22 protein-coding genes and 6 tRNA genes are annotated in these 25,427 nt (G+C 64.2%); 26 read left to right on the top strand and 2 right to left on the bottom strand.

The window, feature by feature from the left end:
• Nucleotides 1-8 precede the first annotated feature (8 nt).
• The 9 genes from rssA to CDA09_RS16535 all read left to right on the top strand — a co-directional run bounded on the left by rssA (nucleotide 9) and on the right by CDA09_RS16535 (nucleotide 4,256).
• Nucleotides 9-977 carry a patatin-like phospholipase RssA gene (rssA, locus tag CDA09_RS16575; RefSeq protein ID WP_121429660.1) on the top strand — a complete coding sequence of 323 codons (969 nt, stop codon included), beginning with the start codon at nucleotides 9-11 and terminating at the stop codon, nucleotides 975-977.
• Nucleotides 974-2,380: an FAD-binding oxidoreductase gene (locus tag CDA09_RS16570; RefSeq protein ID WP_174718448.1), complete on the top strand. Its 1,407-nt coding sequence runs from the start codon at nucleotides 974-976 to the stop codon at nucleotides 2,378-2,380. Before rssA ends, CDA09_RS16570 begins: the two co-directional genes overlap by 4 nt.
• A gap of 71 nt (nucleotides 2,381-2,451) precedes the next feature.
• Nucleotides 2,452-2,527, top strand: a tRNA-Ala gene (locus CDA09_RS16565).
• A 17-nt stretch (nucleotides 2,528-2,544) separates the two neighbouring features.
• Nucleotides 2,545-2,620: transfer RNA gene (locus CDA09_RS16560), tRNA-Glu, on the top strand.
• 71 nt (nucleotides 2,621-2,691) lie between these two features.
• Nucleotides 2,692-2,768 (top strand) — tRNA-Asp (locus CDA09_RS16555).
• A gap of 94 nt (nucleotides 2,769-2,862) precedes the next feature.
• Nucleotides 2,863-2,938, top strand: a tRNA-Ala gene (locus tag CDA09_RS16550).
• A gap of 21 nt (nucleotides 2,939-2,959) precedes the next feature.
• Nucleotides 2,960-3,035 (top strand) — tRNA-Glu (locus CDA09_RS16545).
• Between the two features lie 65 nt (nucleotides 3,036-3,100).
• Nucleotides 3,101-3,177: transfer RNA gene (locus tag CDA09_RS16540), tRNA-Asp, on the top strand.
• A 227-nt stretch (nucleotides 3,178-3,404) separates the two neighbouring features.
• Nucleotides 3,405-4,256, top strand: coding sequence for a 3-hydroxybutyryl-CoA dehydrogenase (locus CDA09_RS16535; protein WP_121429659.1), 852 nt, complete (start codon nucleotides 3,405-3,407; stop codon nucleotides 4,254-4,256).
• A 95-nt stretch (nucleotides 4,257-4,351) separates the two neighbouring features.
• Here the strand turns inward: CDA09_RS16535 and rho are convergent, their stop codons facing one another.
• Both rho and trxA read right to left on the bottom strand, forming a co-directional pair.
• On the bottom strand, nucleotides 4,352-5,611 hold the full coding sequence (gene rho / locus CDA09_RS16530; RefSeq protein ID WP_121429658.1) for a transcription termination factor Rho: 1,260 nt from the start codon (nucleotides 5,609-5,611) through the stop codon (nucleotides 4,352-4,354).
• A 136-nt stretch (nucleotides 5,612-5,747) separates the two neighbouring features.
• Nucleotides 5,748-6,074, bottom strand: coding sequence for a thioredoxin TrxA (trxA, locus tag CDA09_RS16525; protein WP_121429657.1), 327 nt, complete (start codon nucleotides 6,072-6,074; stop codon nucleotides 5,748-5,750).
• Between the two features lie 261 nt (nucleotides 6,075-6,335).
• On the opposite strand from trxA, the gene fdxA reads away from it, so the two are divergent.
• From fdxA to trpB, 17 genes are all read left to right on the top strand, one after another.
• Nucleotides 6,336-6,659, top strand: coding sequence for a ferredoxin FdxA (gene fdxA, locus CDA09_RS16520; protein WP_121429656.1), 324 nt, complete (start codon nucleotides 6,336-6,338; stop codon nucleotides 6,657-6,659).
• A gap of 147 nt (nucleotides 6,660-6,806) precedes the next feature.
• The gene (locus CDA09_RS16515; protein WP_121429655.1) at nucleotides 6,807-7,259 is read left to right on the top strand and encodes a CBS domain-containing protein; all 453 of its coding nucleotides are present in this window, start codon (nucleotides 6,807-6,809) and stop codon (nucleotides 7,257-7,259) included.
• A gap of 206 nt (nucleotides 7,260-7,465) precedes the next feature.
• On the top strand, nucleotides 7,466-9,133 hold the full coding sequence (locus CDA09_RS16510; RefSeq protein ID WP_121429654.1) for a long-chain-fatty-acid--CoA ligase: 1,668 nt from the start codon (nucleotides 7,466-7,468) through the stop codon (nucleotides 9,131-9,133).
• A 263-nt stretch (nucleotides 9,134-9,396) separates the two neighbouring features.
• Nucleotides 9,397-11,064: an acetolactate synthase large subunit gene (gene ilvB / locus CDA09_RS16505; RefSeq protein WP_121430897.1), complete on the top strand. Its 1,668-nt coding sequence runs from the start codon at nucleotides 9,397-9,399 to the stop codon at nucleotides 11,062-11,064.
• A 2-nt stretch (nucleotides 11,065-11,066) separates the two neighbouring features.
• Nucleotides 11,067-11,381 (top strand): acetolactate synthase small subunit, encoded by a 315-nt coding sequence (ilvN, locus tag CDA09_RS16500; protein ID WP_121429653.1) that lies wholly within the window; start codon nucleotides 11,067-11,069, stop codon nucleotides 11,379-11,381.
• A gap of 120 nt (nucleotides 11,382-11,501) precedes the next feature.
• Nucleotides 11,502-12,635 carry a chorismate synthase gene (gene aroC / locus CDA09_RS16495; RefSeq protein ID WP_121429652.1) on the top strand — a complete coding sequence of 378 codons (1,134 nt, stop codon included), beginning with the start codon at nucleotides 11,502-11,504 and terminating at the stop codon, nucleotides 12,633-12,635.
• An 82-nt stretch (nucleotides 12,636-12,717) separates the two neighbouring features.
• Entirely contained in the window at nucleotides 12,718-13,881 is a 1,164-nt protein-coding gene (locus tag CDA09_RS16490; RefSeq protein ID WP_121429651.1) for an MFS transporter, read from the top strand.
• Entirely contained in the window at nucleotides 13,878-14,693 is an 816-nt protein-coding gene (locus CDA09_RS16485) for a M48 family metallopeptidase (protein WP_121429650.1), read from the top strand. The genes CDA09_RS16490 and CDA09_RS16485 overlap by 4 nt, the downstream gene beginning before the upstream one ends.
• Before the next feature lie 97 nt (nucleotides 14,694-14,790).
• Nucleotides 14,791-16,197: a 3-isopropylmalate dehydratase large subunit gene (gene leuC / locus CDA09_RS16480; RefSeq protein WP_121429649.1), complete on the top strand. Its 1,407-nt coding sequence runs from the start codon at nucleotides 14,791-14,793 to the stop codon at nucleotides 16,195-16,197.
• A 75-nt stretch (nucleotides 16,198-16,272) separates the two neighbouring features.
• The gene (gene leuD, locus CDA09_RS16475) at nucleotides 16,273-16,911 is read left to right on the top strand and encodes a 3-isopropylmalate dehydratase small subunit (protein ID WP_121429648.1); all 639 of its coding nucleotides are present in this window, start codon (nucleotides 16,273-16,275) and stop codon (nucleotides 16,909-16,911) included.
• Nucleotides 16,912-16,945: 34 nt separating this feature from the next.
• Nucleotides 16,946-17,998 (top strand): 3-isopropylmalate dehydrogenase, encoded by a 1,053-nt coding sequence (gene leuB / locus CDA09_RS16470; RefSeq protein WP_121429647.1) that lies wholly within the window; start codon nucleotides 16,946-16,948, stop codon nucleotides 17,996-17,998.
• Nucleotides 17,999-18,025: 27 nt separating this feature from the next.
• Complete coding sequence (gene asd, locus CDA09_RS16465) at nucleotides 18,026-19,159, top strand: aspartate-semialdehyde dehydrogenase (RefSeq protein WP_121429646.1); 1,134 nt, start codon at nucleotides 18,026-18,028, stop codon at nucleotides 19,157-19,159.
• Nucleotides 19,160-19,384: 225 nt separating this feature from the next.
• Nucleotides 19,385-22,111, top strand: coding sequence for a motility hub landmark protein FimV (locus CDA09_RS16460; protein WP_353616616.1), 2,727 nt, complete (start codon nucleotides 19,385-19,387; stop codon nucleotides 22,109-22,111).
• Between the two features lie 74 nt (nucleotides 22,112-22,185).
• On the top strand, nucleotides 22,186-22,779 hold the full coding sequence (locus CDA09_RS16455; RefSeq protein WP_286164180.1) for a CbiQ family ECF transporter T component: 594 nt from the start codon (nucleotides 22,186-22,188) through the stop codon (nucleotides 22,777-22,779).
• Complete coding sequence (gene truA, locus CDA09_RS16450; protein ID WP_121429643.1) at nucleotides 22,776-23,570, top strand: tRNA pseudouridine(38-40) synthase TruA; 795 nt, start codon at nucleotides 22,776-22,778, stop codon at nucleotides 23,568-23,570. The genes CDA09_RS16455 and truA overlap by 4 nt, the downstream gene beginning before the upstream one ends.
• The gene (locus CDA09_RS16445) at nucleotides 23,571-24,194 is read left to right on the top strand and encodes a phosphoribosylanthranilate isomerase (protein ID WP_121429642.1); all 624 of its coding nucleotides are present in this window, start codon (nucleotides 23,571-23,573) and stop codon (nucleotides 24,192-24,194) included. It abuts the gene before it with no gap.
• Nucleotides 24,181-25,392, top strand: coding sequence for a tryptophan synthase subunit beta (gene trpB / locus CDA09_RS16440; protein WP_121429641.1), 1,212 nt, complete (start codon nucleotides 24,181-24,183; stop codon nucleotides 25,390-25,392). The genes CDA09_RS16445 and trpB overlap by 14 nt, the downstream gene beginning before the upstream one ends.
• Nucleotides 25,393-25,427: the final 35 nt, after the last annotated feature.

Here is a 25,427-nt window from a genome sequence, read left to right as displayed (position 1 = left end):
ACCCGCCGATGTTCGAGCCGATGCCGCCGAAATCCGACAAGGCCGACCCGGTCATCGGATTGGCGCTGGGCAGCGGCGCGGCGCGCGGCTGGGCTCACCTTGGCGTACTGCGCGCACTGGCGCGCGAGGGCATCGAGCCGCAGATCATCTGCGGTTGTTCGATCGGGGCGTTTGTCGGTGCCGCGATGGCCTCCGGCGACCTTGAGAAGCTCACCCAATGGGCTGAGGCACTGAAGTGGCAGGACGTCGTCTCACTTCTCGATGTCAGTCTGCGGGGCGGACTCATCAAGGGGCAGAAGCTCATCCAGTTCTTCGAGCGCAACTTCGTGGACTGCGATTTTTCCCAGCTCGATCGTCGTTTTGCCTGTGTCGCGACCGAACTCGAGACCGGCCGCGAGGTGTGGCTGCGCGAAGGCAGCGTCTCTCAGGCGGTGCGTGCGTCAATCGCGCACCCGGGGCTGCTCACGCCCATCTCGCGCGATGGGCGTCTCCTGGTTGATGGCGGACTGGTGAACCCCGTTCCGGTGTCGCTGTGCCGTGCGATGGGGGCGGACATCGTGATCGCCGTCGATCTCGGCTCGGACATGATCGGCAGGGCGTGGCGTCCCACGCCCGCGGAGGAAGAAGAGACGAGCGAGGGTTGGACGGAGCGGCTCTTCGCTCGCCTCGGTATCTCGATGAGCACAACGGGCAACGGCGTTGGGCGCGGGGCTCCCCCGGCGGCGGCTGAAGCCGCGTTGCCTTCCCTGATGACCGTGCTGACTTCCAGCATCAACATCATGCAGGTGCGCATCGCGCGCAGCCGAATGGCGGGTGAGCCTGCCGACGTGCAGATCTCGCCACGGCTCGGTCATATCGGCACGATGGATTTTCACCGCGCCCGAGAGGCCATCGCGGAAGGCGAGGCCGCGGTCACCAACATGCTGCCCGCCTTGCGCCATGCGCTGGGCCGCACGTCTGCCGACCAATCCGCGTGATCGAGCTCGTAGAAGCCCTCTCTGTGGCCGTGGGTCCGTCGCATGTACTGAGCGATGCCGCGGCAATGGCGCCCCATCTCGCGGACTGGCGCGGGCGTTATGTCGGGAGCGCGCTTGCGGTCGTCAAGCCCGCCGACACCCGGCAGGTTGCTGCCGTCGTGCGAGCCTGCGCGGCGGCGAACGTCCCGATGGTGCCGCAAGGCGGCAACACCGGCCTGTGCGGAGGCGCCACGCCCCTGCCGGATGGCCGTTCCGTGGTCGTCAACCTGTCACGGATGCATCGCATCCGCAGCGTCGACGTTGCAAACAACGCGCTCGTCGCCGAAGCCGGTTGTACTCTTGCCTCGGTCCAGCAAGCCGCCGAGGGGGAGAGCCGCCTGTTTCCCCTGTCGCTGGCGTCGGAGGGCAGTTGTCTCGTCGGTGGCAACCTGTCGACCAACGCTGGTGGCGTCCATGTCTTGCGCTACGGCAACATGCGCGATCTGGTTCTCGGCGTGGAGGTCGTGCTGCCCGACGGCAGAATCTGGGATGGTCTGCGCGCGCTGCGCAAGGACAATACAGGGTACGATCTCAAGCAGCTTTTCATTGGCGCCGAAGGCACGCTCGGAATCGTCACGGCGGCGGTGCTCAAGCTGTTCCCGCGCCCGCGTGCCCGTGCCACCGCCTGGCTTGCCGTGCCGCACCCCGGAGCCGCTGTGGAGCTTCTCGGCTTCCTGCGGGAACGTTGCGGCGAGCGCGTGACGGCGTTCGAGATCGTCGGCCGCACTGCGTTCAAACTGGTGCTGCGTCATATTCCCGGCTCGCGCTCACCGTTGGCGGGCGACCATGCCTGGTGTGTCCTGCTCGAACTCACCGATACCCTCGACGCGCAAGCGCTGGATGCGATGCTCGAAAGCGCCGTCGCGGCTGCGCTGGACGCCGGACTGGTGACTGACGCCGCCGTCGCAACCAGTGTGGCGCAGGCGGCGGCATTGTGGGCGTTGCGCGAGAACATCTCCGAAGCGCAGAAGATCGAAGGCGTCAGCATCAAGCACGATATCTCGGTGCCCGTGAGCCGCATTCCGGAGTTCCTGGAACGAGCACACGCCGAATTGACTGCGCGGTGGCCGGACGTGCGCATCGTCGCCTTCGGCCACATCGGCGATGGCAACCTCCACTACAACCTGTCGAAACCCGGCGTGCTCGACAACGTGGCGTTCATCTCGCGCACGGAGGAGGTCAATCGGGTCGTACACGACCTGGTTGCGTCCCTGCGGGGGTCGATTTCAGCCGAGCACGGGTTGGGTCGGTTGAAACGCGACGAGAATGCCCGCTACAAATCGGATATCGAGCTCGAGCTGATGAGGGCTGTGAAGGCTGTCTTCGATCCGCGCGGGCTGATGAATCCCGGGAAAGTGCTTTGAAAGCAAAAAAACGGCGAATCCTGGTTTACAGGGTTGGGGCGTCACCCTATAATGCGCGCTCTTTCGCCGTCGGGGGTATAGCTCAGCTGGGAGAGCGCTTGCATGGCATGCAAGAGGTCAGCGGTTCGATCCCGCTTACCTCCACCAGTCGAAAGAACGATGCAGTCCCCATCGTCTAGAGGCCTAGGACACCGCCCTTTCACGGCGATAACCGGGGTTCGAATCCCCGTGGGGACGCCAGTATGTCGCGAGGCGTCGAATCATGATGACGAATCGCATTCCGGTCGGTAGGGCCGGGTACGGGTTAGTGTGGAGTGGTAGTTCAGTTGGTTAGAATACCGGCCTGTCACGCCGGGGGTCGCGGGTTCGAGTCCCGTCCACTCCGCCAGTAACAACGCAGACGAGTATCTGCGAAGATTTAAGTAAATGTAGTAAAGTGCTTGCGGTTGGTAGCGCCAGAAGCTAAAATGCGCAGCTCTGTTGGGGGTATAGCTCAGCTGGGAGAGCGCTTGCATGGCATGCAAGAGGTCAGCGGTTCGATCCCGCTTACCTCCACCAACGAAGCAACAAAAAGACGTTGTCCCCATCGTCTAGAGGCCTAGGACACCGCCCTTTCACGGCGATAACCGGGGTTCGAATCCCCGTGGGGACGCCACATGAAGCAAGGCGTAGAACGACGACTTGCGAGCCGGCAGGACCATGCCGGACACTGGTTGGCGCGGAGTGGTAGTTCAGTTGGTTAGAATACCGGCCTGTCACGCCGGGGGTCGCGGGTTCGAGTCCCGTCCACTCCGCCAATAAAGAAGAATGGGAGCCTCCGGGCTCCCATTTTTTTCGTCCTTGCGTCCGGAAACGAGCCCTTCGTACCGGATGTTCCGCATTCGACCCTGTAAGCATTGCCGCGGCTTTACTTCGCACGGACTGGCGCCGCATTTGCACATTACGTTATATTCGATACATACGCATCAGTATGGTCCCTGTCGGATCAGGGCTGCCGCGTTGCTTACCAAGGGAGCGGGAATCGATGGATTTGAAGAAGATCGGCGTAGTTGGCGCCGGCACAATGGGAAACGGCATCACCCAGGCGTTTGCCGTGGCGGGATTCCATGTGGTGATGATGGACGTGGCTGAGGCGGCCGTGCAGCGTGGTCTGGCAACCCTGAGCGGGAGCCTTGATCGCCTGATCAAGAAGGACAAGATGACGGAGGCGCAGAAGGCGGAGACGGTGGCGCGAATCGCGACGGCGACCGACGTCGCCGCGCTTGCCGACTGCGATCTCGTGATCGAGGCGGCGACCGAGAACCTTGAGCTGAAGCTCAAGATCTTTGCCCAGCTCGATGCGGCCATGAAAGCCGACGCAGTGCTTGCCTCGAACACGTCGTCGATTTCGATTACCAAGCTCGCCGCATCGACGAAGCGTGCGGACAAGGTGGTCGGCATGCATTTCTTCAACCCGGTGCCGATGATGGCGCTCGTCGAGCTGATTCGCGGTCTTCAGACATCGGAAGCGACCTATGCGGCCGTCGAGGCAGTTGCCAAGGCGGTCGGCAAGACGCCGGTGCAGGTACGCAACAGCCCGGGCTTTGTCGTGAACCGGCTGCTGTGCCCAATGATCAACGAAGCGATCTTCGCGCTGGGAGAGGGGCTCGCGACGGCAGCCGAGATCGACGAGGCGATGAAACTCGGCTGCAACCATCCGATCGGGCCGCTGGCGCTCGCCGACATGATCGGCCTCGATGTCGAACTGGCGGTGATGCAGGTCCTCTTCGAGGGATTCAAGGATCCGAAGTACCGTCCGGCGCCGCTGCTTGTCGAAATGGTGGAAGCGGGTTACCTGGGCCGCAAGGCCGGCAAGGGGTTCTACGACTACAAGTAAGCTTGCCGGAACCGGATTCTGCGCAGTCCGGTTCCCCGGTCGTAGACGCAAAAACGCCACCCTCGAGGTGGCGTTTTTGCGAGTGGTGTTCCCGGTCAACCGCGGCGCATGGCGTCGAAGAATTCCGCGTTGCTCTTCGTGGCCTTGACCTTGTCGAGCAGGAATTCCATCGCGTCGATGTCGTCCATGCCATAGAGCAGCTTGCGCAGCACCCAGACTTTTTGCAGCACGTCCGCTTTCATCAAGAGTTCCTCGCGGCGGGTGCCGGAGCGGTTCACGTTGATGGCCGGATAGACGCGCTTCTCGGCCATGCGACGGTCGAGATGCAGCTCCATGTTGCCGGTGCCCTTGAACTCCTCGTAGATCACGTCGTCCATCCGGCTGCCGGTGTCGATCAGCGCGGTGGCGATGATGGTGAGCGATCCGCCTTCCTCGATGTTCCGCGCTGCACCGAAGAAGCGCTTCGGTTTCTGCAGGGCATTGGCGTCAACACCACCGGTCAGCACCTTGCCGGACGCCGGTACCACCGTGTTGTAGGCGCGTGCGAGGCGGGTGAGAGAGTCGAGCAGGATCACGACGTCCTTCTTGTGCTCCGTCAGGCGCTTGGCCTTCTCGATCACCATTTCGGCGACCTGCACGTGGCGCGATGCCGGCTCGTCGAAGGTCGAAGCGACGACTTCGCCTTTGACCGAGCGTTGCATTTCGGTCACTTCCTCGGGGCGCTCATCGATCAGCAGCACGATTACGACCACGTCCGGATGATTGGCAACGATCGCGTGGGCGATGTGTTGAAGCATCACCGTCTTGCCGCTCTTCGGCGGTGCCACCAGCAAACCGCGCTGTCCTTTGCCGATCGGCGCGATCATGTCGATGATGCGGCTGGTGACGTTTTCTTCGCCGCGGATGTCGCGCTCGAGTTTGAGGCACTCATTCGGGTGAAGCGGAGTGAGGTTCTCGAAGAGGATCTTGTGCTTGCATGCCTCGGGCGCCTGGCCGTTGATCCGGTCAAGCTTCACCAGTGCGAAATAGCGTTCGCCGTCCTTCGGTGTGCGGATCTCGCCCTCGATGGTGTCGCCGGTGTGCAGGTTGAAGCGCCGGATCTGCGACGGCGAGACGTAGATGTCGTCGGTTCCCGCCAGGTAGGAAATGTCCGGCGAGCGCAGGAAGCCGAATCCGTCGGGGAGCACTTCGAGCGCGCCGTCACCATAGATGGGTTCGCCTTTCTTGGCCCGGTTCTTGAGCAGGGCGAAGACCAGTTCCTGCTTGCGCAGGCGGTTGGCGCCTTCGATTTCGTTGGCGACCGCCATTTCCAGCAGCTCGCTGACGTGGAGAGACTTGAGCTCCGATAATTGCATGGTGAGAGGGCGCGACGGGGCGCAGATGGATGAAACCAGTGGAGGGGGTAACTGCAGAAAGACGCTGCTGCGGCGCCGGAAGGCCGGCTTCTGGAGCGGGAGGCGCCGCGCAGGCAGGCCGGGACTTTAGCCCCGGTCAGAGATTGCTGTCAATGAATGCCGTCAGTTGCGATTTCGAAAGCGCGCCGACCTTGGTCGCTTCGACGTTGCCGCCCTTGAAGAGCATGAGCGTCGGAATGCCGCGGATACCGAATTTCGCCGGCGTTTCCTGGTTTTCGTCGATGTTCAGCTTGGCAACCTTGAGCTTGCCCGCATACTCCTTGGCGACGTCATCGAGGATCGGCGCGATCATCTTGCACGGACCGCACCACTCGGCCCAGTAGTCGACCAGCACGGGGGTTTGTGCCTGAAGCACCTCGGCCTCGAAGTTGCCGTCGGTGACGTAATGGATATGCTCGCTCATGATTCCTCGCATCAAGTCTTGCAGGTGATTCGGGTTTGGAGGCGGGCCGGATCGGCCCTCTGGACAATGGCAGACTGGGTCGCCACTTCAGACTATTCGGGAAAAGTTATGCCAAGCCGCCGCGAACGTCAAGACTCTTCGCCGGGATGAGGGTTTGCCCGCGCGGGTGTCAAAAGAACGAGGGTCTCGGCTATATTGTCGGAAAAGCCGGTGCGCCCGGGTTCTGGCGGGCCTTGCTTGACTAACCGTGGAGTGGAAACGATGGCTTATGTTGTGACTGAAGCTTGCATCCGCTGCAAGTATACCGACTGTGTCGATGTGTGCCCGGTGGATTGCTTCCGTGAAGGGGCGAACTTTCTCGTGATCGACCCGACGGAATGCATCGATTGCACCCTGTGTGTGGCCGAGTGTCCGGTCGAGGCCATCTACGCGGAGGACGACGTGCCCGAGGGGCAGCGCCACTTCATCGCGCTGAATGCCGAACTGGCGACGCAGTGGAAGCCGATCGTCGAGCGCAAGGATGCCCTGCCCGACGCCGAGGAATGGGCGGCGCGCAAGGACAAGCTTGGCGAGTTGAAGCGCTGAAGCGTCCCCGCGGCAAGGCGTGGCTGATGCGCACCGGCAGATGGTGAAATAATGCGTGGCGCGCAGGGTGCGGAGTCTTTTCCTGGTCGAGGCTATGCAATATGATGCACTTGGATAGGTTGATATGAACTTGGAAAGGGGATTGGCATGCTGGTGAGCGAGATTCTTGCAATCAAGGGCAAGGTGCTCTACACCATAGCGCCGAACAAGAGCCTCGCCGAGGCGGTCGAGATCATGACCGAGCAGGACGTCGGTTCGCTGGTGGTCTTCTCGCACGGGCAGATGGTCGGCATGCTGACCTTCCGCGAGGTGCTGCGCGCGGTGCATAAGGGTGGCACCGGATGGGGGAAGATGGCGATCGAGGAGGCGATGCTGTCAGGCCCGGTCGCGGCGTCGCCGAACATGGAAATGGATGAGCTCCGGCGTCTCATGGTGGAGCATCGCCAGCGTTATCTGCCGGTGATGGACGGAACCACGCTGCTCGGGGTGGTTTCCTTCCACGACGTGGCCAAGGCTGTGCTCGAAGAGCAGAGCTTCGAGAACCGCATGCTCAAGAATTACATCCGCAACTGGCCGCAGGAGCCGGGCGAGCAGGAGTGATGCGCGGCTGACGCAGCGCGTTCGGCCGTTCCCGTCCGCCGTACCCCGGGGGCATGGCGGATGAGCACAAGAAGCCCTCGCACAACGAGGCGAGGGCATGCAGCTGGAAGTCGGCGGCGCCGAAAGGCGCTTGTCGTCCAAGCCTCGGGAGGGCTTCGCCGGATGTGGTCGGTCCGGTGCTGATTCCAACTGTCGGAGGAGGTGCTGTGGAAAGGATCTGGCTCAAGAGCTATCCCCCCGGAATTCCCGCGGAAATTGACGTGAACGAGTTCACGTCGCTCGGCGACCTGTTTGCGAAGGGGGTGCGCCAGCACGGTGACCGGATCGCCTACGTGAACATGGGAAAGTCGATCACGTATGCGGAGCTGGACCGGCTGTCGGCGCGGTTTGCCGGCTATCTCCAGGGTGAATTGAAGCTTCCGCGCGGGTCGCGGATCGCGCTGATGATGCCCAACGTCCTGCAGTACCCGATCGCGATGTTCGGGGCGTTGCGCGCCGGGTATACGGTCGTCAACGTGAACCCGCTCTACACGGCGCGCGAATTGGAGCATCAGCTCAGGGATTCGGGCGCCGACACGGTCGTCATCGTCGAGAATTTCGCCAGCACGCTCGAGCACGTCGTGCAGCGTCTGAAGGTGCGGAACGTCGTGATAACCAGTCTCGGCGAGCTGCTCGGTTTCCCCAGGGGCCTGCTCGTTGACTTCGTCGTGCGCCATGTCAAGAAGCTGGTGCCGTCGTGGAGAATTCCCGGTCACGTACGCTTTTCCGAGGCGCTTGCTGCGGGTGGAAGGCATCCCCTGAACGCCGTCGATGTCGGGCACGAGGATGTCGCGTATCTGCAGTACACGGGCGGCACGACGGGCGTCGCGAAAGGCGCGGTGCTGACCCATGGCAACATCATTGCGAACCTGCAGCAGGCGCACGCGTGGATCAAGCCCTACCTGAGAAGGGAAGGCGAGATCATCGTCACGGCCTTGCCCCTGTACCACATCTTTTCGCTGACGGCGAACTGCCTGACTTTCTTCAAGATCGGCGCGATGAATGTGCTGATCACCAACCCGCGGGACATCCCGGGTTTCGTCAAGGAATTGGCGAAGTACCGGTTCACGGCGATCACCGGCGTGAACACCCTGTTCAACGCGCTGCTGAACAACGAGGATTTCAGCAAGCTGGATTTTTCGTCCCTGCACATTGCGCTGGGCGGTGGCATGGCGGTGCAGCAGGCCGTCGCGGAGAAGTGGCGGCGCGTGACGGGGCGGCCGCTCGTGGAGGCCTACGGTCTTACCGAGACGTCGCCCGCGGTGACGATCAATCCGCTCGATCTGCCGCAATTCAACCACTCGATCGGGTTGCCGATCTCGTCCACCGAAGTGAGCATCCGCGGCGATGGCGGGGAAGAGGTGCCGCTTGGCCAGCCCGGCGAGCTGTGCGTGCGGGGTCCGCAGGTCACGCGGGGGTATTGGCAGCGGCCGGAGGAGACGGCCAATGTCTTCACGGCAGATGGATTCCTGCGCACCGGCGATGTCGCGACCATCGATGAACGGGGTTTCGTGCGCATCGTCGATCGCAAGAAGGACATGATTCTGGTGTCGGGCTTCAACGTCTTCCCGAACGAAGTGGAGGATGTCATCGCCAGCCACCCGGGCGTGCTCGAGGTGGCCGCCGTCGGAGTCCCGGACGAGCGGACCGGCGAGGCGGTGAAGGTGTTCATCGTGCGCAAGGATCCGGCGCTGACGAAGGAGGCAGTCGTCGCCCATTGCCGGGCGAACCTTACGGCCTACAAGGTGCCGCATCTGGTGGAGTTTCGCGAGGAACTGCCGAAGACGAACGTCGGCAAGATCCTGCGGCGTCTGCTGCGCGACGGGCAGGCATGAGGGCGCGCTTGTGTTCCGTTCGCGCCTGTGTTTAGATTCACCCGCTAATCGCTTGTTTTAATCCCGAAATGACCCATCTGGTTCGCGCCCTCGTAGTAGTGTCCGTACGCGTAGTAGTAGGCGTAGGCGGTCGCGCGTCTCGAGGGTAAGGGCACACAAGCAAGCAACGGATTCCCAACCCCCGCCGGCGCGCAAGCCCGGCGGGGGTTTTGTTTTTTGCGCCGCCGGTTTTGACGCCCGACACCGAACCGAAGGAGCGCAAGATGATGCAAATGACCGGCGCCGAGTTGATCGTGCGCCTGCTTGAACGGCAGGGTATTCGTACCATTGCAGGAATCCCCGGAGGGGCGATCCTGCCCCTGTACGATGCCTTGTCAGGGAGCGAGACCATCCGGCATGTGCTCGCTCGCCACGAGCAAGGGGCGGGTTTCATCGCGCAAGGGATGGCGCGTGTGTCCGGGCGTCCCGAAGTGTGCTTCGCGTCGAGCGGTCCGGGTGCGACGAATCTGGTGACGGCGATTGCAGACGCTCGCATGGACTCCATTCCGATGGTGGCCATCACCGGCCAGGTGCCGCTCGCGATGATCGGCACCGACGCGTTCCAGGAAGTCGATATCTACGGCATGACGGTGCCGATCACCAAGCACAATTTCCTCGTCCGCTCGGCGGCGGAACTGCTCGAGGTCATTCCCCAGGCATTTCGCATCGCGATGTCCGGGCGGCCCGGGCCGGTCCTCGTCGATGTGCCGAAGGACGTGCAGAACCAGCTCGTCAGCTTCGAGGCGTTGCCCGAGCCGGCGGTGCCGGATCCGGCACCGTCGCTGAACCTCGACGCGATCGATGCCGCGGCGCGGATGATCGACGCCGCAGAACGCCCGGTGCTGTATCTGGGCGGTGGCGTGGTCCACTCGGGCGCGTCGGGACTGGCGGTTAGCCTGGCGGAGCAGGCGGGGTTGCCGACGACGATGACGCTCATGGCCCTGGGCACGATGCCGGCCGACCATCCGCTTTCCATCGGCATGCTCGGCATGCACGGTGCGCGCTGCACGAACTTCATTCTCGAGGAATCGGACCTGCTGATCTGCGTCGGCGCGCGCTTCGACGATCGGGCGATCGGCAAGGCCGCACAGTTCTGCCCCAACGCGAAGATCATCCATATCGACATCGATCCGGCCGAGTTGCACAAGATCAGGACGGCCCACGTGGCGATCAACGGCGACGTGGCGGCCGTGCTGGAGGCCATGCTGCCGCGGGTCAAGCCGAGCCTGCGCAAGCGCTGGCTGTCGCACGTGGATAGCCTGAAGGCGCGCTTTCCCATGGCGATGCCGGGCCGCGACGATCCGCGCACCCATTACGGGCTCGTGCATGCCGTGGCCGCCGCGCTGGACGACGAGGCCATCATCGCCACCGACGTGGGGCAGCACCAGATGTGGGTTGCGCAGGCCTACCCTTTCCGCCGGCCGCGCCAGTGGCTGACCTCGGGCGGCTCGGGGACGATGGGCTTCGGGCTCCCGGCCGCGATTGGTGCCGCGCTTGCGGAGCCCGAGCGGACCGTCGTGTGTTTCACCGGCGACGGCAGCTTCAAGATGAATATCCAGGAACTGGCGACGCTCGCCGAGGAAGGGCTGAACGTCAAGATCGTGCTGATGAACAACAATTCGCTCGGCCTCGTGTATCAGCAGCAGAGCCTGTTCTACGGCAAGCGGGTGTTCGCGTCCAGGTATCGCGGCGAGCCGGACTTCGTGAAGATCGCGGAAGGTTTCGGCATCGCGGCGGTGGATCTGGACAATGCCGCGAATCCGCGCGCGGCGCTCGCGCAGGCCTTGCAGAGTCGCGGGCCGTGCCTGATTCACGTGTCGATCAGCTGCGAGGAATTCGTCTACCCCATGGTGGCGCCGGGTGCTGCCAACACTGAAATGATCGGAGATTGAGCATGATCGAACAAGTTGCCGAGCCCCTGCAGCAGCAAGGCTTCGCCAAGGTGGTGCTGGAGCTGGAAGTGAACAACCATCCCGGTGTGATGAGCCACATCTGCAATCTTTTCGCCCGCCGGGCGTTCAACGTCGAAGGCATCCTGTGCATGCCGATGGCCGATGCGCGCCGCAGCCGGATCTGGCTGCTGGTGTTCGAGGATCAGCGGTTGGAGCAGATGGTGCTGCAGGTCGAAAAGCTGGTCGATGTGCTTTCCGTGCGCCGCCACGGGGCCGGGCACGAGGTGTTCGAGCGCCTCGAGAAATTCTTTCTCTGATGCACGCAATCGGGGCGGGCGCGGCACTGCGTTTGCCCCGATCTGCTGGGCGGAAGGGGCGTTTCGGCACTGTGCTAAACTGCAACGTTCTATCCGCCACCTGTTTCAGTCGAGATCGCGATGTCCGGCAACACCCTAGGCAAACTATATTGCGTCACGTCGTTTGGCGAATCCCACGGTCCCGCGATCGGCTGCGTCGTCGATGGCTGTCCGCCGGGATTGCCGATTTCGGCCGAGGAGATCCAGGTTGAGTTGGATCGGCGTAAGCCCGGGACGTCGCGGCACGTCACGCAGCGCCGCGAGCCCGATGAGGTGGAAATCCTGTCGGGCGTGTTCGAGGGGGTGACGACCGGCACGCCGATCGCGCTCCTGATCCGCAACCAGGACCAGCGCTCGCGCGATTACGGCAACATTGCCGAGACGTTCCGGCCTGGTCATGCGGACTACGAGTACTGGCAGAAGTACGGGATTCGCGACCACCGCGGCGGCGGCCGGGCGTCGGCGCGCGAGACGGCGGTGCGGGTGGCTGCCGGCGCCATTGCCAGGAAGTGGCTGAAGGAACGCTACGGCGTCGTGGTCCGCGGCTTCATGTCGCAGCTCGGACCGATTCCGATCCCGTTCGTGAGCTGGGACGAGGTTCCGCACAACCCGTTCTTCGCGCCGAATGCCGCCATCGTCCCGCAACTGGAAGCCTACATGGACGAGTTGCGCAAATCGGGCGACTCGATCGGCGCGCGCATCGACGTGGTCGCGACGGGCGTTCCGATCGGCTGGGGCGAGCCCGTGTATGACCGGCTCGATGCCGACATCGCGTACGCGATGATGGGCATCAATGCCGTGAAGGGGGTCGAGATCGGCGCCGGGTTCGAGTGCGTGACGCAGCACGGGACCGAGCACTCCGACGAGATGACGCCCGAAGGCTACCTGACGAACAACGCGGGCGGCGTGCTCGGCGGCATCTCCAGCGGCCAGGACATCGTCGTGAGCATGGCGGTCAAGCCGACCTCCAGCATCCGCCTCGATCGCCGCTCGATCGACAAGCAGGGGAATCCGGTGGTCATCAACACGCAGGGGCGTCACGACCCCTGTGTCGGCATTCGTGCAACGCCGATCGCGGAGGCGATGCTCGCGATCGTGCTGATGGATCATGCGTTGCGCCATCGGGCGCAATGCGGCGACGTGACGACTGAAACGCCGAAGATCGCGCGTCTGGCCCCGCAGGGCGTGCAGCGGGTTCCCGCTCCGCGCGCTTGAGCGGGGACGTCTTGCACGCCTCCTGTCGGGTCCGTCGCAGGTCGGACAGAGGCGTTCGTCCGAATCGGGCCTAGGCTCCGCCGTGCTTCCATACTGGCGGCTCTCGGCCTACTACTTTTCATACTTCGCGTTCGTCGGCGCTTTTTCGCCGTATTTCACGCTGTACCTGCATTCGATTGCGCTGTCGGCCACCGACATTGCGATCCTGATGTCCCTCATGCAGGTCATGCGCGTGATCGCCCCGAACATGTGGGGGTGGCTCGCCGAACATTTCGGTCGCCGGCTCGTCATCATCCGCCTGTCCGCCTGGGCGAGCCTGGTCGGGTTCGGCGGCTTCTTCTTCACGACGCGCTTTGAAGGGCTCTTCCTTGCGATGGCCCTCATGGCGTTCTTCTGGAGTGCGGCGCTGCCGCTCGTCGAGGGCCTGACCTTTGCCCATCTGGGCGTGCATCCCGGGCGCTACGGCAGCATCCGCGTGTGGGGCTCGGTCGGTTTCATCGCCGCCGTGCTGGGTGTCGGCTACGTGCTCGACTTCCTTCCGCTGGACGCCGTGCTCTGGATGACCGCCGTGATCCTCGGCGCGATTGCTCTGTGCTCCATAGCCTTGCCCGAGGCCGAGCGGCCGCCGGCGCATCGTGAAAGCGCGAGCCTGCGGGAGACACTGCGCCGCCCCGAGGTGCAGGCCTTGCTGATTGCCTGCTTCCTCATGTCGGCCGCGCATGGTGCGCTGTATGTCTTCTACTCGATCTTCCTGGTCGATCATGGCTACGGCAAATCGGTCGTCGGCGCGATGTGGTCGCTCGGAGTCGTCGCGGAGATCGTCGTTTTCATGTTCATGCCGCGGCTGCTGCGGCGCCACTCGATGCGGGCGATCCTGATCTTTGCATTTGCGTGCGCGGTGGTGCGCTTCGCGGCGATCGGCTGGGGGGTGGGTTCGCTCCTCGTGCTGGCGTTCGCCCAGCTTCTCCACGGTGCGACCTTCGGTGCCCATCACGCGGCTGCGATCGCGGCGGTCAACCAGTGGTTCCGGGGAAAGCTGCAGTCGCGCGGGCAGGCGCTTTACGGGAGTATTTCCTTCGGCGCGGGCGGGATGCTGGGCGGGCTCGTGAGCGGATTCACGTGGGATTTAGTGGGGCCGGCATGGACCTATACTCTCGGTTCCCTGTTCGCGCTCGCGGGGCTTGCGTGGCTCGTGCTGGGGTGGCGCAGTGATATGGAGTCGATGATGGAAGGGGAGGTGCGATGAAAACTCGGTTCGTGAGGGTGATGTCGGCCGCGGCCGCAGCGTGGCTCGTGTCGGCCTGCCAGACCGTGCAGACAACCGGCGCCGGAGCCGTGGGCGTGGATCGCAGCCAGATGATGATGGTGTCGGCCGCAGAGGTCGAGCAGGCATCCGGCAAGCAGTACCAGCAGGTGATCGCCGAGGCGCGCCAGAAGGGGGTGCTCAACCGCGATCCCGCGCAGCTTGCGCGCGTACGCGCCGTTTCGAATCGCCTGATCCCCCAGTCCGCCGTGTTCCGGCGTGATGCGGCGCAGTGGCACTGGGAAGTCAACGTGATCCAGTCGGACGAGCTCAACGCGTGGTGCATGGCGGGGGGGAAGATGGCGGTCTATTCGGGTCTGATCGATCAGCTGAAGCTCACCGATGACGAACTGGCAGCGGTGATGGGGCACGAGATCGCGCATGCGCTGCGCGAGCATTCGCGCGAGCAGATTTCCAAGGCGATGGTGACCAGCATGGGCGCTTCCGTCGCAGGTGCGCTCCTGGGAGTCGGGGAACTCGGTACGGATCTCATGAGCATGGTCGGCAAGGTGACTTTCGAACTGCCCAATTCCCGTCTGCACGAAACGGAGGCCGATCGCATCGGCGTCGAACTCGCCGCACGCGCGGGCTACGATCCGCGTGCCGCCATCAGCCTGTGGGACAAGATGAGCTCGCACTCCAACGGCGGACCTCCGCAGTGGCTGTCCACCCACCCCGGGCACGACACGCGGCGCAAGGATCTTGCCGATTACGCCCAGCGGGTGATGCCGCTTTACGAGCAGGCACGCCGCTGAATGCGGCGCCGGGCAGCGCTCGGGCCGCCGCTACCCAGTCGGCGGCACGTGTGAAATAATCAAAACCTTTTCCTTGTCTTTCCGCGGGATATATTGGATGGAAGCCCAGACGCTGTACGAAAAGTTGTGGTCCAGTCACGTCGTCCATGAAGAGGCCGACGGCACTGCGCTCATTTACATCGACCGCCACCTGGTACACGAGGTAACCAGCCCGCAGGCCTTCGAGGGCCTCAAGCTCGCCGGGCGCAAGCCGTGGCGCGTGAGCTCGATCGTCGCGACCGCCGACCACAACACGCCGACCGATCATTGGGAACGGGGTATCGAGGATCCGGTCTCGCGCCAGCAGGTCGAGACGCTGGACGCGAACATCCGCGAAGTCGGCGCGCTCGCGTATTTTCCGTTCAAGGACTCGCGCCAGGGCATCGTCCATGTCATCGGGCCGGAAAACGGGGCAACGCTGCCGGGCATGACGGTCGTCTGTGGTGACTCGCACACCTCGACGCACGGCGCGTTCGCCTGTCTGGCGCACGGCATCGGCACATCCGAGGTCGAGCACGTGATGGCGACCCAATGCCTGCTGCAGAAGAAATCGAAGACCATGCTGGTCAGGGTCGACGGCCAGCTCGGGCGCGGTGTCTACGCGAAGGACATCGCCCTTGCCGTGATCGGCCGTATCGGCACGGCCGGCGGGACGGGCTACGCGATCGAATTCGGCGGCAGCGCGATCCGCGCGCTGACGATGGAAGGGCGCATGACCCTATGCAACATGGCGATCGAGGCCGGTGCCCGTGCCGGCCTGGTCGGCGTCGATGACATCACGATCGACTACCTGCGCGACAAGCCCTTCGCACCGAAGGGCGAGCTGTGGGAGAAGGCGGCTGCCTATTGGCGCACCCTGAAATCCGATGACGCTGCGCACTTCGATCGTGTCGTCGAACTCGATGCAACCGAAATCCTGCCGCAAGTTACCTGGGGCACTTCGCCCGAGATGGTCGAGACTGTCGCCGGCCGCGTGCCGGATCCGGCGAAGATCGCCGATCCGGTCAAGCGCGAAGGTGTCGAGCGCGCGCTCAAGTACATGGGCCTCGCGCCGAATACGCCGATCAGCGAAATTCCGGTGGATCAGGTGTTCATCGGCTCGTGCACGAACTCGCGCATCGAGGACCTGCGCGAAGCCGCGGCGGTCGCCAAGGGGCGCAGGAAGGCCGCGAGCGTCAAGCGCGTGCTGGTCGTTCCCGGTTCGGGGCTGGTGAAGCATCAGGCCGAGGCCGAAGGGCTCGACAAGGTCTTTATCGAGGCGGGTTTCGAGTGGCGCGAGCCGGGCTGTTCGATGTGCTTGGCGATGAATGCGGACCGCCTCGAGCCGGGCGAGCACTGTGCCTCGACTTCGAACCGCAACTTCGAAGGGCGGCAGGGCGCCGGCGGCCGAACGCATCTCGTCAGTCCCGCAATGGCTGCCGCTGCGGCCGTGACCGGACGTTTCGTGGATGTCCGGGAACTCTGACTGCATCCGGCGCGACTTCGCGCCGACGACCGAACTTGACAGGGATGGCCGGGCCATCCAGAGGGTAGTGAAAGAATGAAACCGTTTACCTCACTCGACGCGCTGGCCATGCCGCTCGATCGTGCGAACGTCGATACCGATGCGATCATCCCGAAGCAGTTCCTGAAGTCGATCAAGCGCAGCGGCTTCGGTCCTAACCTCTTCGACGAATGGCGTTACCTCGATCACGGCGAGCCGGGCCAGGACTGCACCAACCGGCCGAAGAATCCCGATTTCGTGCTCAACAAGGGCCGCTATCAGGGCGCGCAGATCCTGCTCACCCGCGACAACTTCGGCTGCGGCAGCTCACGCGAGCACGCCCCCTGGGCGTTGGAGGATTACGGCTTCCGCGTGCTGATCGGCACGAGTTTCGCCGACATCTTCTTCAACAACTGCTTCAAGAACGGCGTGCTGCCCATCGTGCTGCCGGCTGTGCAGGTCGACGAACTGTTCCGCCAGTGCGAGACGTCCGAAGGCTACCGCCTCGTCGTTGATCTGGCCGCGCAGACGATCACTCGCCCGGACGGCACGACCATCAAGTTCGACGTGGATCCGTTCCGCCGGGAATGCCTGCTGAACGGCTGGGACGACATCGGCCTCACGCTGCGCCACGCCGACAAGATCCGCGCTTTCGAGGAAAAGCGCCGCGCCGAACACCCTTATTATTTCGCCTGAGCAGCGCTGCAAGGGCACGAGGAGAAGACTGCTGATGAAGATTTGCGTTCTGCCGGGCGACGGGATCGGTCCGGAAATCACGGCCGAGGCCGTCCGCGTGATCGAAGCGCTGGACCTGAAGTTCGAACTTGAAGAGGCGCTGCTGGGCGGCGCTGCGGTCGATGCCACCGGCGACCCGTACCCGGAAGCGACGCGCAAGCTCGCCCGCGAAGCCGATGCCGTGCTGCTCGGCGCCGTGGGTGGTCCGAAGTGGGACAACCTGCCGCGCGAGCAGCGCCCCGAGCGCGGCCTGCTGGGCATTCGCAAGGATCTCGGCCTGTTCGCCAACCTGCGTCCGGCGATCCTCTATCCCGAGCTCGCGAACGCCTCCACGCTCAAGCCCGAGGTCGTGTCGGGGCTCGACATCCTGATCGTGCGCGAGCTCACGGGCGACATCTACTTCGGCCAGCCGCGCGGTATCGAGAACCGCAACGGCGAGCGCTACGGCTTCAACACGATGCACTACACCGAGTCGGAGATCCGCCGCATCGGCCGCGTCGCCTTCGAGGCCGCGCGCAAGCGCAACAAGCGCCTGTGCTCGGTCGACAAGATGAACGTGCTGGAAACGACGCAGCTGTGGCGTGACGTGATGATCGAGCTCGCCCCCGAGTATCCGGACGTCGAACTCACCCACATGCTCGTGGACAACGCCGCGATGCAGCTCGTCCGTGCACCCAAGCAGTTCGACGTGATGGTCACCGGCAACATGTTCGGCGACATCCTGTCCGACGAGGCCTCGATGCTCACCGGTTCGATCGGCATGCTGCCTTCGGCCTCGCTCGACGCCAACAACAAGGGCCTGTACGAACCCTCGCACGGCTCGGCGCCGGACATCGCCGGCAAGGGCGTGGCGAACCCGCTTGCGACGATCCTGTCGGCGGCGATGATGCTGCGCTATACGTTCAATAACGAGGCCGCCGCTGCCCGCGTCGAGACGGCCGTGAAGAAAGTCCTCGCGCAAGGGTATCGCACCGGTGACATCTACGAGCCGGGTACGACGAAGACGGGCACGAAGCAGATGGGCGACGCCGTGCTGGCGGCGCTCTGAGATTTTTGGCAATTCGAGGTAGAGCAAATGAACAAGGTTGGTCTGGTCGGTTGGCGTGGCATGGTCGGTTCCGTGCTGATGCAGCGCATGGTCGAGGAGGGCGACTTCGCCCACATCGAGCCGGTGTATTTCTCGACGTCCGCGGCCGGCGGCAAGCCGCCCGCTTTCGGCGGCAAGGAAGCCTCGCTGCCGCTGCAGGATGCGTCGAACATCGACATGCTCAAGCAGATGGACATCGTCATCACCTGCCAGGGCGGCGACTACACCAAGGCCGTCTATCCGCAGTTGCGTGCCACCGGCTGGAAGGGGCACTGGATCGATGCCGCCAGCGCGCTGCGCATGGAAGACAACGCGGTGATCATCCTCGATCCGGTCAACATGAACGTCATCAAGGATTCGCTCGTGAAGGGCGGCCGCGACTGGATCGGCGGCAACTGCACGGTTTCCCTGATGCTGATGGGCCTCGGTGGCCTGTTCCAGAGCGACCTGGTCGAGTGGGTATCGGCGATGACTTACCAGGCGGCCTCCGGTGCCGGCGCGCAGAACATGCGCGAGCTGCTCGCCCAGATGGGCGCACTGCACGATGCAGTCAAGGCCGAACTGGCCGATCCCGCCTCCGCGATCCTCGACATCGACCGCAAGGTCGCCGCGACGATGCGTTCGTCCGACTTCCCGGTGAAAAACTTCCGCGGTGCCGCGCTCGCCGGCAGCCTGATCCCGTGGATCGACGTGCCGGTCGACAACGGCCAGTCGAAGGAGGAATGGAAGGGCGGCGCCGAATGCAACAAGATCCTCGGTCGGCCCGCGTTCCGCAGCGCCGGCAGCATCCCGATCGACGGCCTGTGCGTGCGCATCGGCGCGATGCGCTGCCACTCGCAGGGCCTCACGATCAAGCTGCGCAAGGATGTTCCGCTCGACGAGGTCAGCGAGATCATCGCCAAGGCCAACGACTGGGTGAAAGTCGTGCCGAACGAGCGCGAGCTCTCCGAGCGCGAGCTCACGCCGGCTGCTGTCACGGGCACACTGGCTGTTCCGGTCGGTCGCCTGCACAAGATGGCGATGGGGCCGGAATACCTCGGTGCCTTCACCGTCGGCGACCAACTCCTGTGGGGCGCCGCCGAGCCCCTGCGCCGCATGCTGCGCATCCTTCTCGATCGCTGATCGTCATAACGCGGAGAGCGGCGTTTTCGTCGCCGTTCTCTGCGCCCTATGCCGCGGTCCTCAAAGCGGAACCGGGTTCGCGGGATCAAAATAGTCTTGGCAATTAAAGAATTGCTGCCAAGATTTAAACAAAATGTTAGATTGCCGAGGCATGATGGATGCCCGGTCGCGTCCGCGACGTCCATATTCCACGCAGGTAGGTGCCCATACTAGGGTGCGGATGACATGACAAAGATGAAGACATCGATCAAGGCTTCCCTGATCGCGACGGCGATCGCCATGTTTCCTCTGGGTAGCAACGCAGCAGGACTCGGTGCGATCCATGTTTTCAGCGGCATCGGACAGCCGCTCAGGGCGGAAGTCGAGCTGAATGCGAGCAGCGAGGAACTGCAGTCGCTTTCGGCGCGCGTAGCCTCTGCGGAAGCGTTCCGGCAGGCCAATCTCCAGTACACCAGCGCGACGTCTGCGGTACGCCTGGTGGTCGAGCGCCGGGGCAGCCGGTCGGTCGTCAAAATCACCAGCGAACGGCCCTTCAGCGATCCGTTCGTCGATCTCCTCATCGAGCTGAACTGGGCCTCCGGTCGGCTTGTGCGCGAATACACTTTCCTGCTCGATCCCATTCCGGCTGGGGCGCCGGCCACTGTTGCCGGTCGTGGTGCTGCCCCGGTCGCAGCGCCTGCTGCGCCTGCGCCGCGTAAGGGGGCGGCGCCGCAAGCATCGGGAGCCGCCGGGGGCGAGCGTGTCGAGGTCAGGAAGGGCGATACCCTGCACCGTATCGCCGAGGCCAACCGGCCCGAGGGGGCGAGCCTCGACCAGATGCTCATTGCGTTGTTCCGGGAGAATCCGGACGCCTTCGACGGCGGCAACATCAATCGCCTGCGCTCCGGTTCGATCGTGACGGTCCCGCCCGAGTCGCGCGTGCGAGAAATCGAACCCGCACAGGCCCGCCGCGAGGTGCAGGCCCAATCCGCGGATTTCGCTGCCTACCGCCGGAAATTGGCGGGCACGGTCGCCGCGCGGCCGGCCGCTCCGGAGGCAGCACCGTCGCGCAGCGATACCGGAACAATCGTGCCCAAGGTGGACGAGCCTGCAAAGGCGGCCACCGGCGATCAGGTCAAGGTATCGGGAGCACCGTCCAAGGCCAAGGGCGAAGACCCGCGCCTTGCTCGTCTGCAGTCGCTGGAAGAAGAACTCGTCGCACGCGACAAAGCGCTCCAGGAGGCAAACGACCGCGTCGTCGCGCTTGAGGCCAACGTCAAGAAGATGCAGGAACTTCTGAACCTGCGCAGCGACAACATGGCGAAGCTGCAACAGCAGGTGACGCCGGAAGCCCCGGCCCAGCCTCAGCCCGAACAGACGCCAGCCGCCGCACCGGCACAGCCCGCGGTGCCGGCCCAGGAGTCGATGCCGGCGGCGGCAGCGCCGAAGCCGGCTCCGGCCCAGAAGCCGGCCCCTGCCCCGGCGCCCGTCGAAGAGCCCGGGTTCGTGCAGAGCCTGATCGGCGATCCGACCGTGCTGGCGGGCGGCGGTGGCATTCTCGCCCTGTTGCTGGCCTATCTCGGGGTCAAGGCACGGCAGCGGCGGAAGCAGGAGGCGCAACAACAGGGCGTCGAGTCAGTGGCCAGCGCGTTCCCGCCGCCGACGAACTCGGTGTTCGGCGCGACCGGTGGGCAGAGTGTCAATACCGGCGAAAGCAGCGTGTTGCACACGGATTTCAGTCAATCCGGCCTTTCCGCGATCGATACTGACGAAGGGGTTGATCCGGTCGCCGAGGCGGACGTCTATATGGCCTATGGGCGTGATGCACAGGCCGAGGAGATCCTGCTCGATGCGTTGAAATCGGACGCGTCCCGCATGGCAATCTATCTCAAGTTGCTTGAGATCTATGCTCAGCGCAAGAACCTCAAGGCGTTCGAGAACACGGCAACGGATCTGTATTCCCGCACCGGCGGCGACGGAAGCGATTGGGACAAGGCCGCCGAGATGGGGCGTCGTCTTGACCCGGAGAATCCCCTTTATCGCGCCTCGTCGGGTGGCGCGGCAGCAGCGCTTGTCACGGGCGGCGTGGTCGCCGCAGGTTTGGGCGCAGCTGTCGCCGGAGCCGCGCCCGATGCGTTGAATTCGTTCTCGACGGTGAGCCCCATGATTCCGGATCCGCTGCCGACCCAGGCGTCGGCGGGCGCAGGTATCGAAGCTTTGCCGGAAGTGGACGCGAATGCCGTGGATTTCGACCTCGACGCCGGCCTCGATTTTGGCAGCACCTTTGCAAGCTCGATCCCCGCTGCCCTGCCCGAGATGGGGCACGAAGAGGCCCCGGCCGAACCGTTCGGAGCGGCCAAGTCCTTCGATCTCGACATCGGCGCAGTGACGGAGCAGCCCGCGATGAGCAAGCCGGCGGCCTCCGCTCCCGCGCCGGATCCGATGATTGCCACCGTGATTGGCCAAGGCATGGATTTCGCGGCGAGCGACCCGTCTCTCGAGTTTGACCTTGCCGTCCCGGAACTTGATACCGGGCTGGAGGGCGCGCTCAATGAGACGGCAACCGCGTCGAACGTCGTGCCGGCCACAGCCGGTGCTGCAGTCGCTCCGGATATGGAGAAGACCACGTTCGACAGCAACCTGCTCGATTTCGATTTCAATCTTGATGGTGGGGGAGGGCAGTCGGCAGCAACCCCGCCGTCGCTGGATCTCGGCGGCATCGATCTGAACCTGGAGGCAACGTCCGCCACCTCGGTCACGCTGCAGACCGAAGCAGGGGGAGCTCCGTCTACCGGCAGTCTGTCCCTGAGTGCAGACGTGATTGAAGAGGTCAACACTAAGCTCGAACTGGCGCGCGCCTATGAAGAGATGGGCGATACCGAGGGCGCGCGCGAGCTCATCGCGGAAGTGCTGCGCGAGGGCTCGCCGGAGCAACGGGAGGCCGCGACCCGATTGGCAGCGCGGCTCGGTTGACCGAGGCAGGCGAAGGTTAGCTTGGATATTCAAGGGCCGCCGCTTGGCGGCCCTCCCATTTGATGCATTCCGGATTGTTCATTGCGCTTTGGATGGCGTTCGTCGTCGTCCTGCAGTTTCTTTCACCGAAAGCCTTGATGTTCGCGGTTTTTGCGTGCGCCTTCGCCGCATGGCGCCTTTCCCCGTCGCGCAGCATGCGGCTTCTGAGGCGCGTGCGCTTCCTGATCCTCGCGATTCTCGTGCTCTTTGCCGGGTTCACTCCCGGCGAGGCACTTCTGCCTGCATTTCCCGAGATCAGCCCCAGTCGCGAGGGGGTGATGATGGCGGCCGAGCACGTGGGGCGCCTGGTGGGAGTCGTATTGTGCGTGGCAATGCTGATGGATGCCTTGCCGGTCCGCCGGCTCGTCGGCGGTCTTCATGCGTTGTTGCGGCCATTCGGTTGGGTCGGACTTCCGAGCGAAAGACTTGCCGTGCGCCTCGTGCTGGTCCTGCGCTACGTGGAATCTGCCGCGCCGGGTGACTGGCGGAACTGGCTCGAGGACGACCACGCAGGCGGCAGCAGTGCGGAGGTGATTGCTTTCACCCGTGAGACTTTCGCGTGGAGCGATCTCGTGGCGATGTTTGTCGTGGTAGTCGCGGCGGCGATCTGGTGGGGAGTGGCACGATGAGAATCGCTCTAGGCGTCGAATATGCCGGCGATGCGTTTCAGGGCTGGCAGAGTCAGTCTCACGGGCGGACCGTTCAGGACCATCTCGAGGCGGCGCTCGCGGGCATCGCAGGCCACCCTGTCAGGCTGCATTGCGCAGGGCGCACCGATGCGGGCGTCCATGCGACGGCGCAGGTCGTGCATTTCGACACGACCGCGGCGCGTCCGATGCACGGATGGATTCGCGGCACCAACGCCCGCCTGACTTCGCCCATCTCCGTCCGCTGGGCGGTTGAAGTCGCCGACGACTTTCATGCGCGCTTCTGTGCCGTATCGCGCCGCTACCGCTACATCCTGCACAACTCGGTCGTGCGGCCTGCGCTGTTGGCGGGGCGCGTGGGGTGGTTTCATCCGCCGCTGGACGCAGCAGCGATGTCCGAGGCCGCCCGTTCGCTTCTCGGGTGGCATGATTTTTCAGCCTTTCGCGCCGCCGGTTGCCAGGCGAAATCACCGGTGAAGCTGATGCACGACGCCCAGGTCCGACGCGATGGCGAGTACATCGTGTTCGATTTCTGGGCGAATGCTTTTCTCCATCACATGGTGCGCAATCTCGTCGGTGCGCTGGTGTACGTGGGCAAGGGACATTACCCGATCGGGTGGCTGGCGGAGGTGCTGGCATCGCGGGACCGAAGCCGTGCGGCACTGACCTTCCCGGCGGATGGCCTGTACCTGTCGGGGGTGGAGTACCTTCCACACTGGCCGCTGCCGGACGAAGGGCGTATCATCGCCCTCCCGCGTATCCCGTTCGTCTGAGTGTCCAGAACCCGAATCAAGATCTGCGGCCTGACCCGTCCCGAGGACGTGCGCGCTGCCGTGGAGGCGGGCGCCGATGCCATCGGACTGGTGTTCTATCCGCCCAGTCCGCGTTTCGTTTCGTTCGAGCGCGCGGCGGAGCTTGCCGCGCTGGTCCCCCCGTTCGTGACGACCGTAGGGCTGTTCGTCAATCCCGATCCCGCCTACGTGCAGCAGGCGCTTGCGCAAGTGCCGCTGCAACTTCTGCAGTTCCACGGTGACGAGACCGAAGCGCAGTGTGCGGTCCACGGGCGGCCATGGATCAAGGCCGCGCGAGTGCGCGCGGGAGTCGATCTGGTAGAATTCGCAGCTTCCCATCCGTCCGCCGCCGGGCTGTTGCTCGATGCATTCGTCGAGGGCTACGGGGGGGGCGGCAAGGTTTTCGATTGGTCCCTGATTCCGCAGCGCCTCGGGCGTCCGCTGATTCTTTCGGGCGGACTGGACCCCGAGAATGTCGGCGAGGCAGTTCGCCGCGTAAGGCCGTGGGCGGTAGACGTCTCCAGCGGCGTGGAATCGGGCAAGGGCATCAAGGATGCGGCACGGATTGCCGCGTTCGTCGCTGGAGTACGCAATGCAGACGGCTGACAAGCCATACCGGTTTCCTGATTCGCACGGTCATTTCGGCCCGTATGGCGGCGTGTTCGTGGCCGAGACGCTGATTCCCGCGCTGGACGAACTGAATGCGGCCTACGAGGCGTGCCGGAACAATCCGGCCTTCATGGCCGAATTCGAGTACGAGCTCAAGCACTACGTCGGCCGGCCAAGCCCCATCTACCATGCGAAACGCTGGTCCGATACGCTCGGGGGCGCGCAGATCTACCTCAAGCGGGAGGATCTGAACCACACCGGCGCCCACAAGGTGAATAACTGCATCGGCCAGGCGCTCGTCGCACGCCATATGGGCAAGCCGCGCGTGATCGCCGAGACCGGGGCGGGTCAGCACGGTGTGGCGACGGCAACGGTGGCAGCGCGCTACGGCATGGAATGCGTCGTGTACATGGGGGCCGAGGACGTGAGGCGTCAGGCCGCCAACGTGTACCGGATGAAGCTCCTGGGGGCGACCGTCGTTCCGGTCGAATCAGGGTCGAAAACCCTGAAGGACGCGCTCAACGAGGCGATGCGCGACTGGGTCACGAACATCCACAACACCTTCTACATCATCGGCACGGTGGCAGGTCCCCATCCCTATCCGATGATGGTGCGGGACTTCCAGGCCGTCATCGGCAAGGAGTGTCTCGTGCAGATGCCGGAGATGGTCGGGCGGCAGCCCGACTGCGTGATCGCCTGCGTCGGCGGCGGGTCGAACGCGATGGGCATCTTCCATCCCTACATCGACGTGCCCGAAGTGCGCCTGATCGGCGTCGAGGCTTACGGCGAGGGGCTCGACTCGGGGCGTCACGCGGCCAGCCTCACCGGCGGCACGCCGGGCGTGCTGCACGGCAACCGGACCTACCTGCTTCAGAGCGAAGATGGCCAGATCATCGAAACGCATTCGATCTCGGCCGGCCTCGATTACCCCGGCGTCGGCCCCGAGCACGCGTGGCTCAAGGACAGCGATCGTGCCGAGTATGTCGGCGTGACGGACCAGGAGGCGCTCGCGGCCTTCCACGATCTCTGTCATCTCGAAGGCATCATTCCCGCGCTCGAGTCCTCGCATGCCCTCGCTTACGCTGCGAAGCTCGCGCCGACCCTGCCGCGGGACAAGATCCTGCTCGTCAATCTGTCCGGGCGCGGCGACAAGGATATGCATACCGTCGCCGAGAAGTCCGGCATCCAGTTCTGACTCGTCGGGCCGAGCCGGGCCCGCGCACCCTGATA

The sequence above is a fragment of the Azoarcus sp. DN11 genome, from assembly GCF_003628555.1.
Classification (GTDB): domain Bacteria; phylum Pseudomonadota; class Gammaproteobacteria; order Burkholderiales; family Rhodocyclaceae; genus Aromatoleum.
Note: the sequence above shows the minus strand (reverse complement) of the source record. Positions and strands in the feature narration are given on the sequence as shown.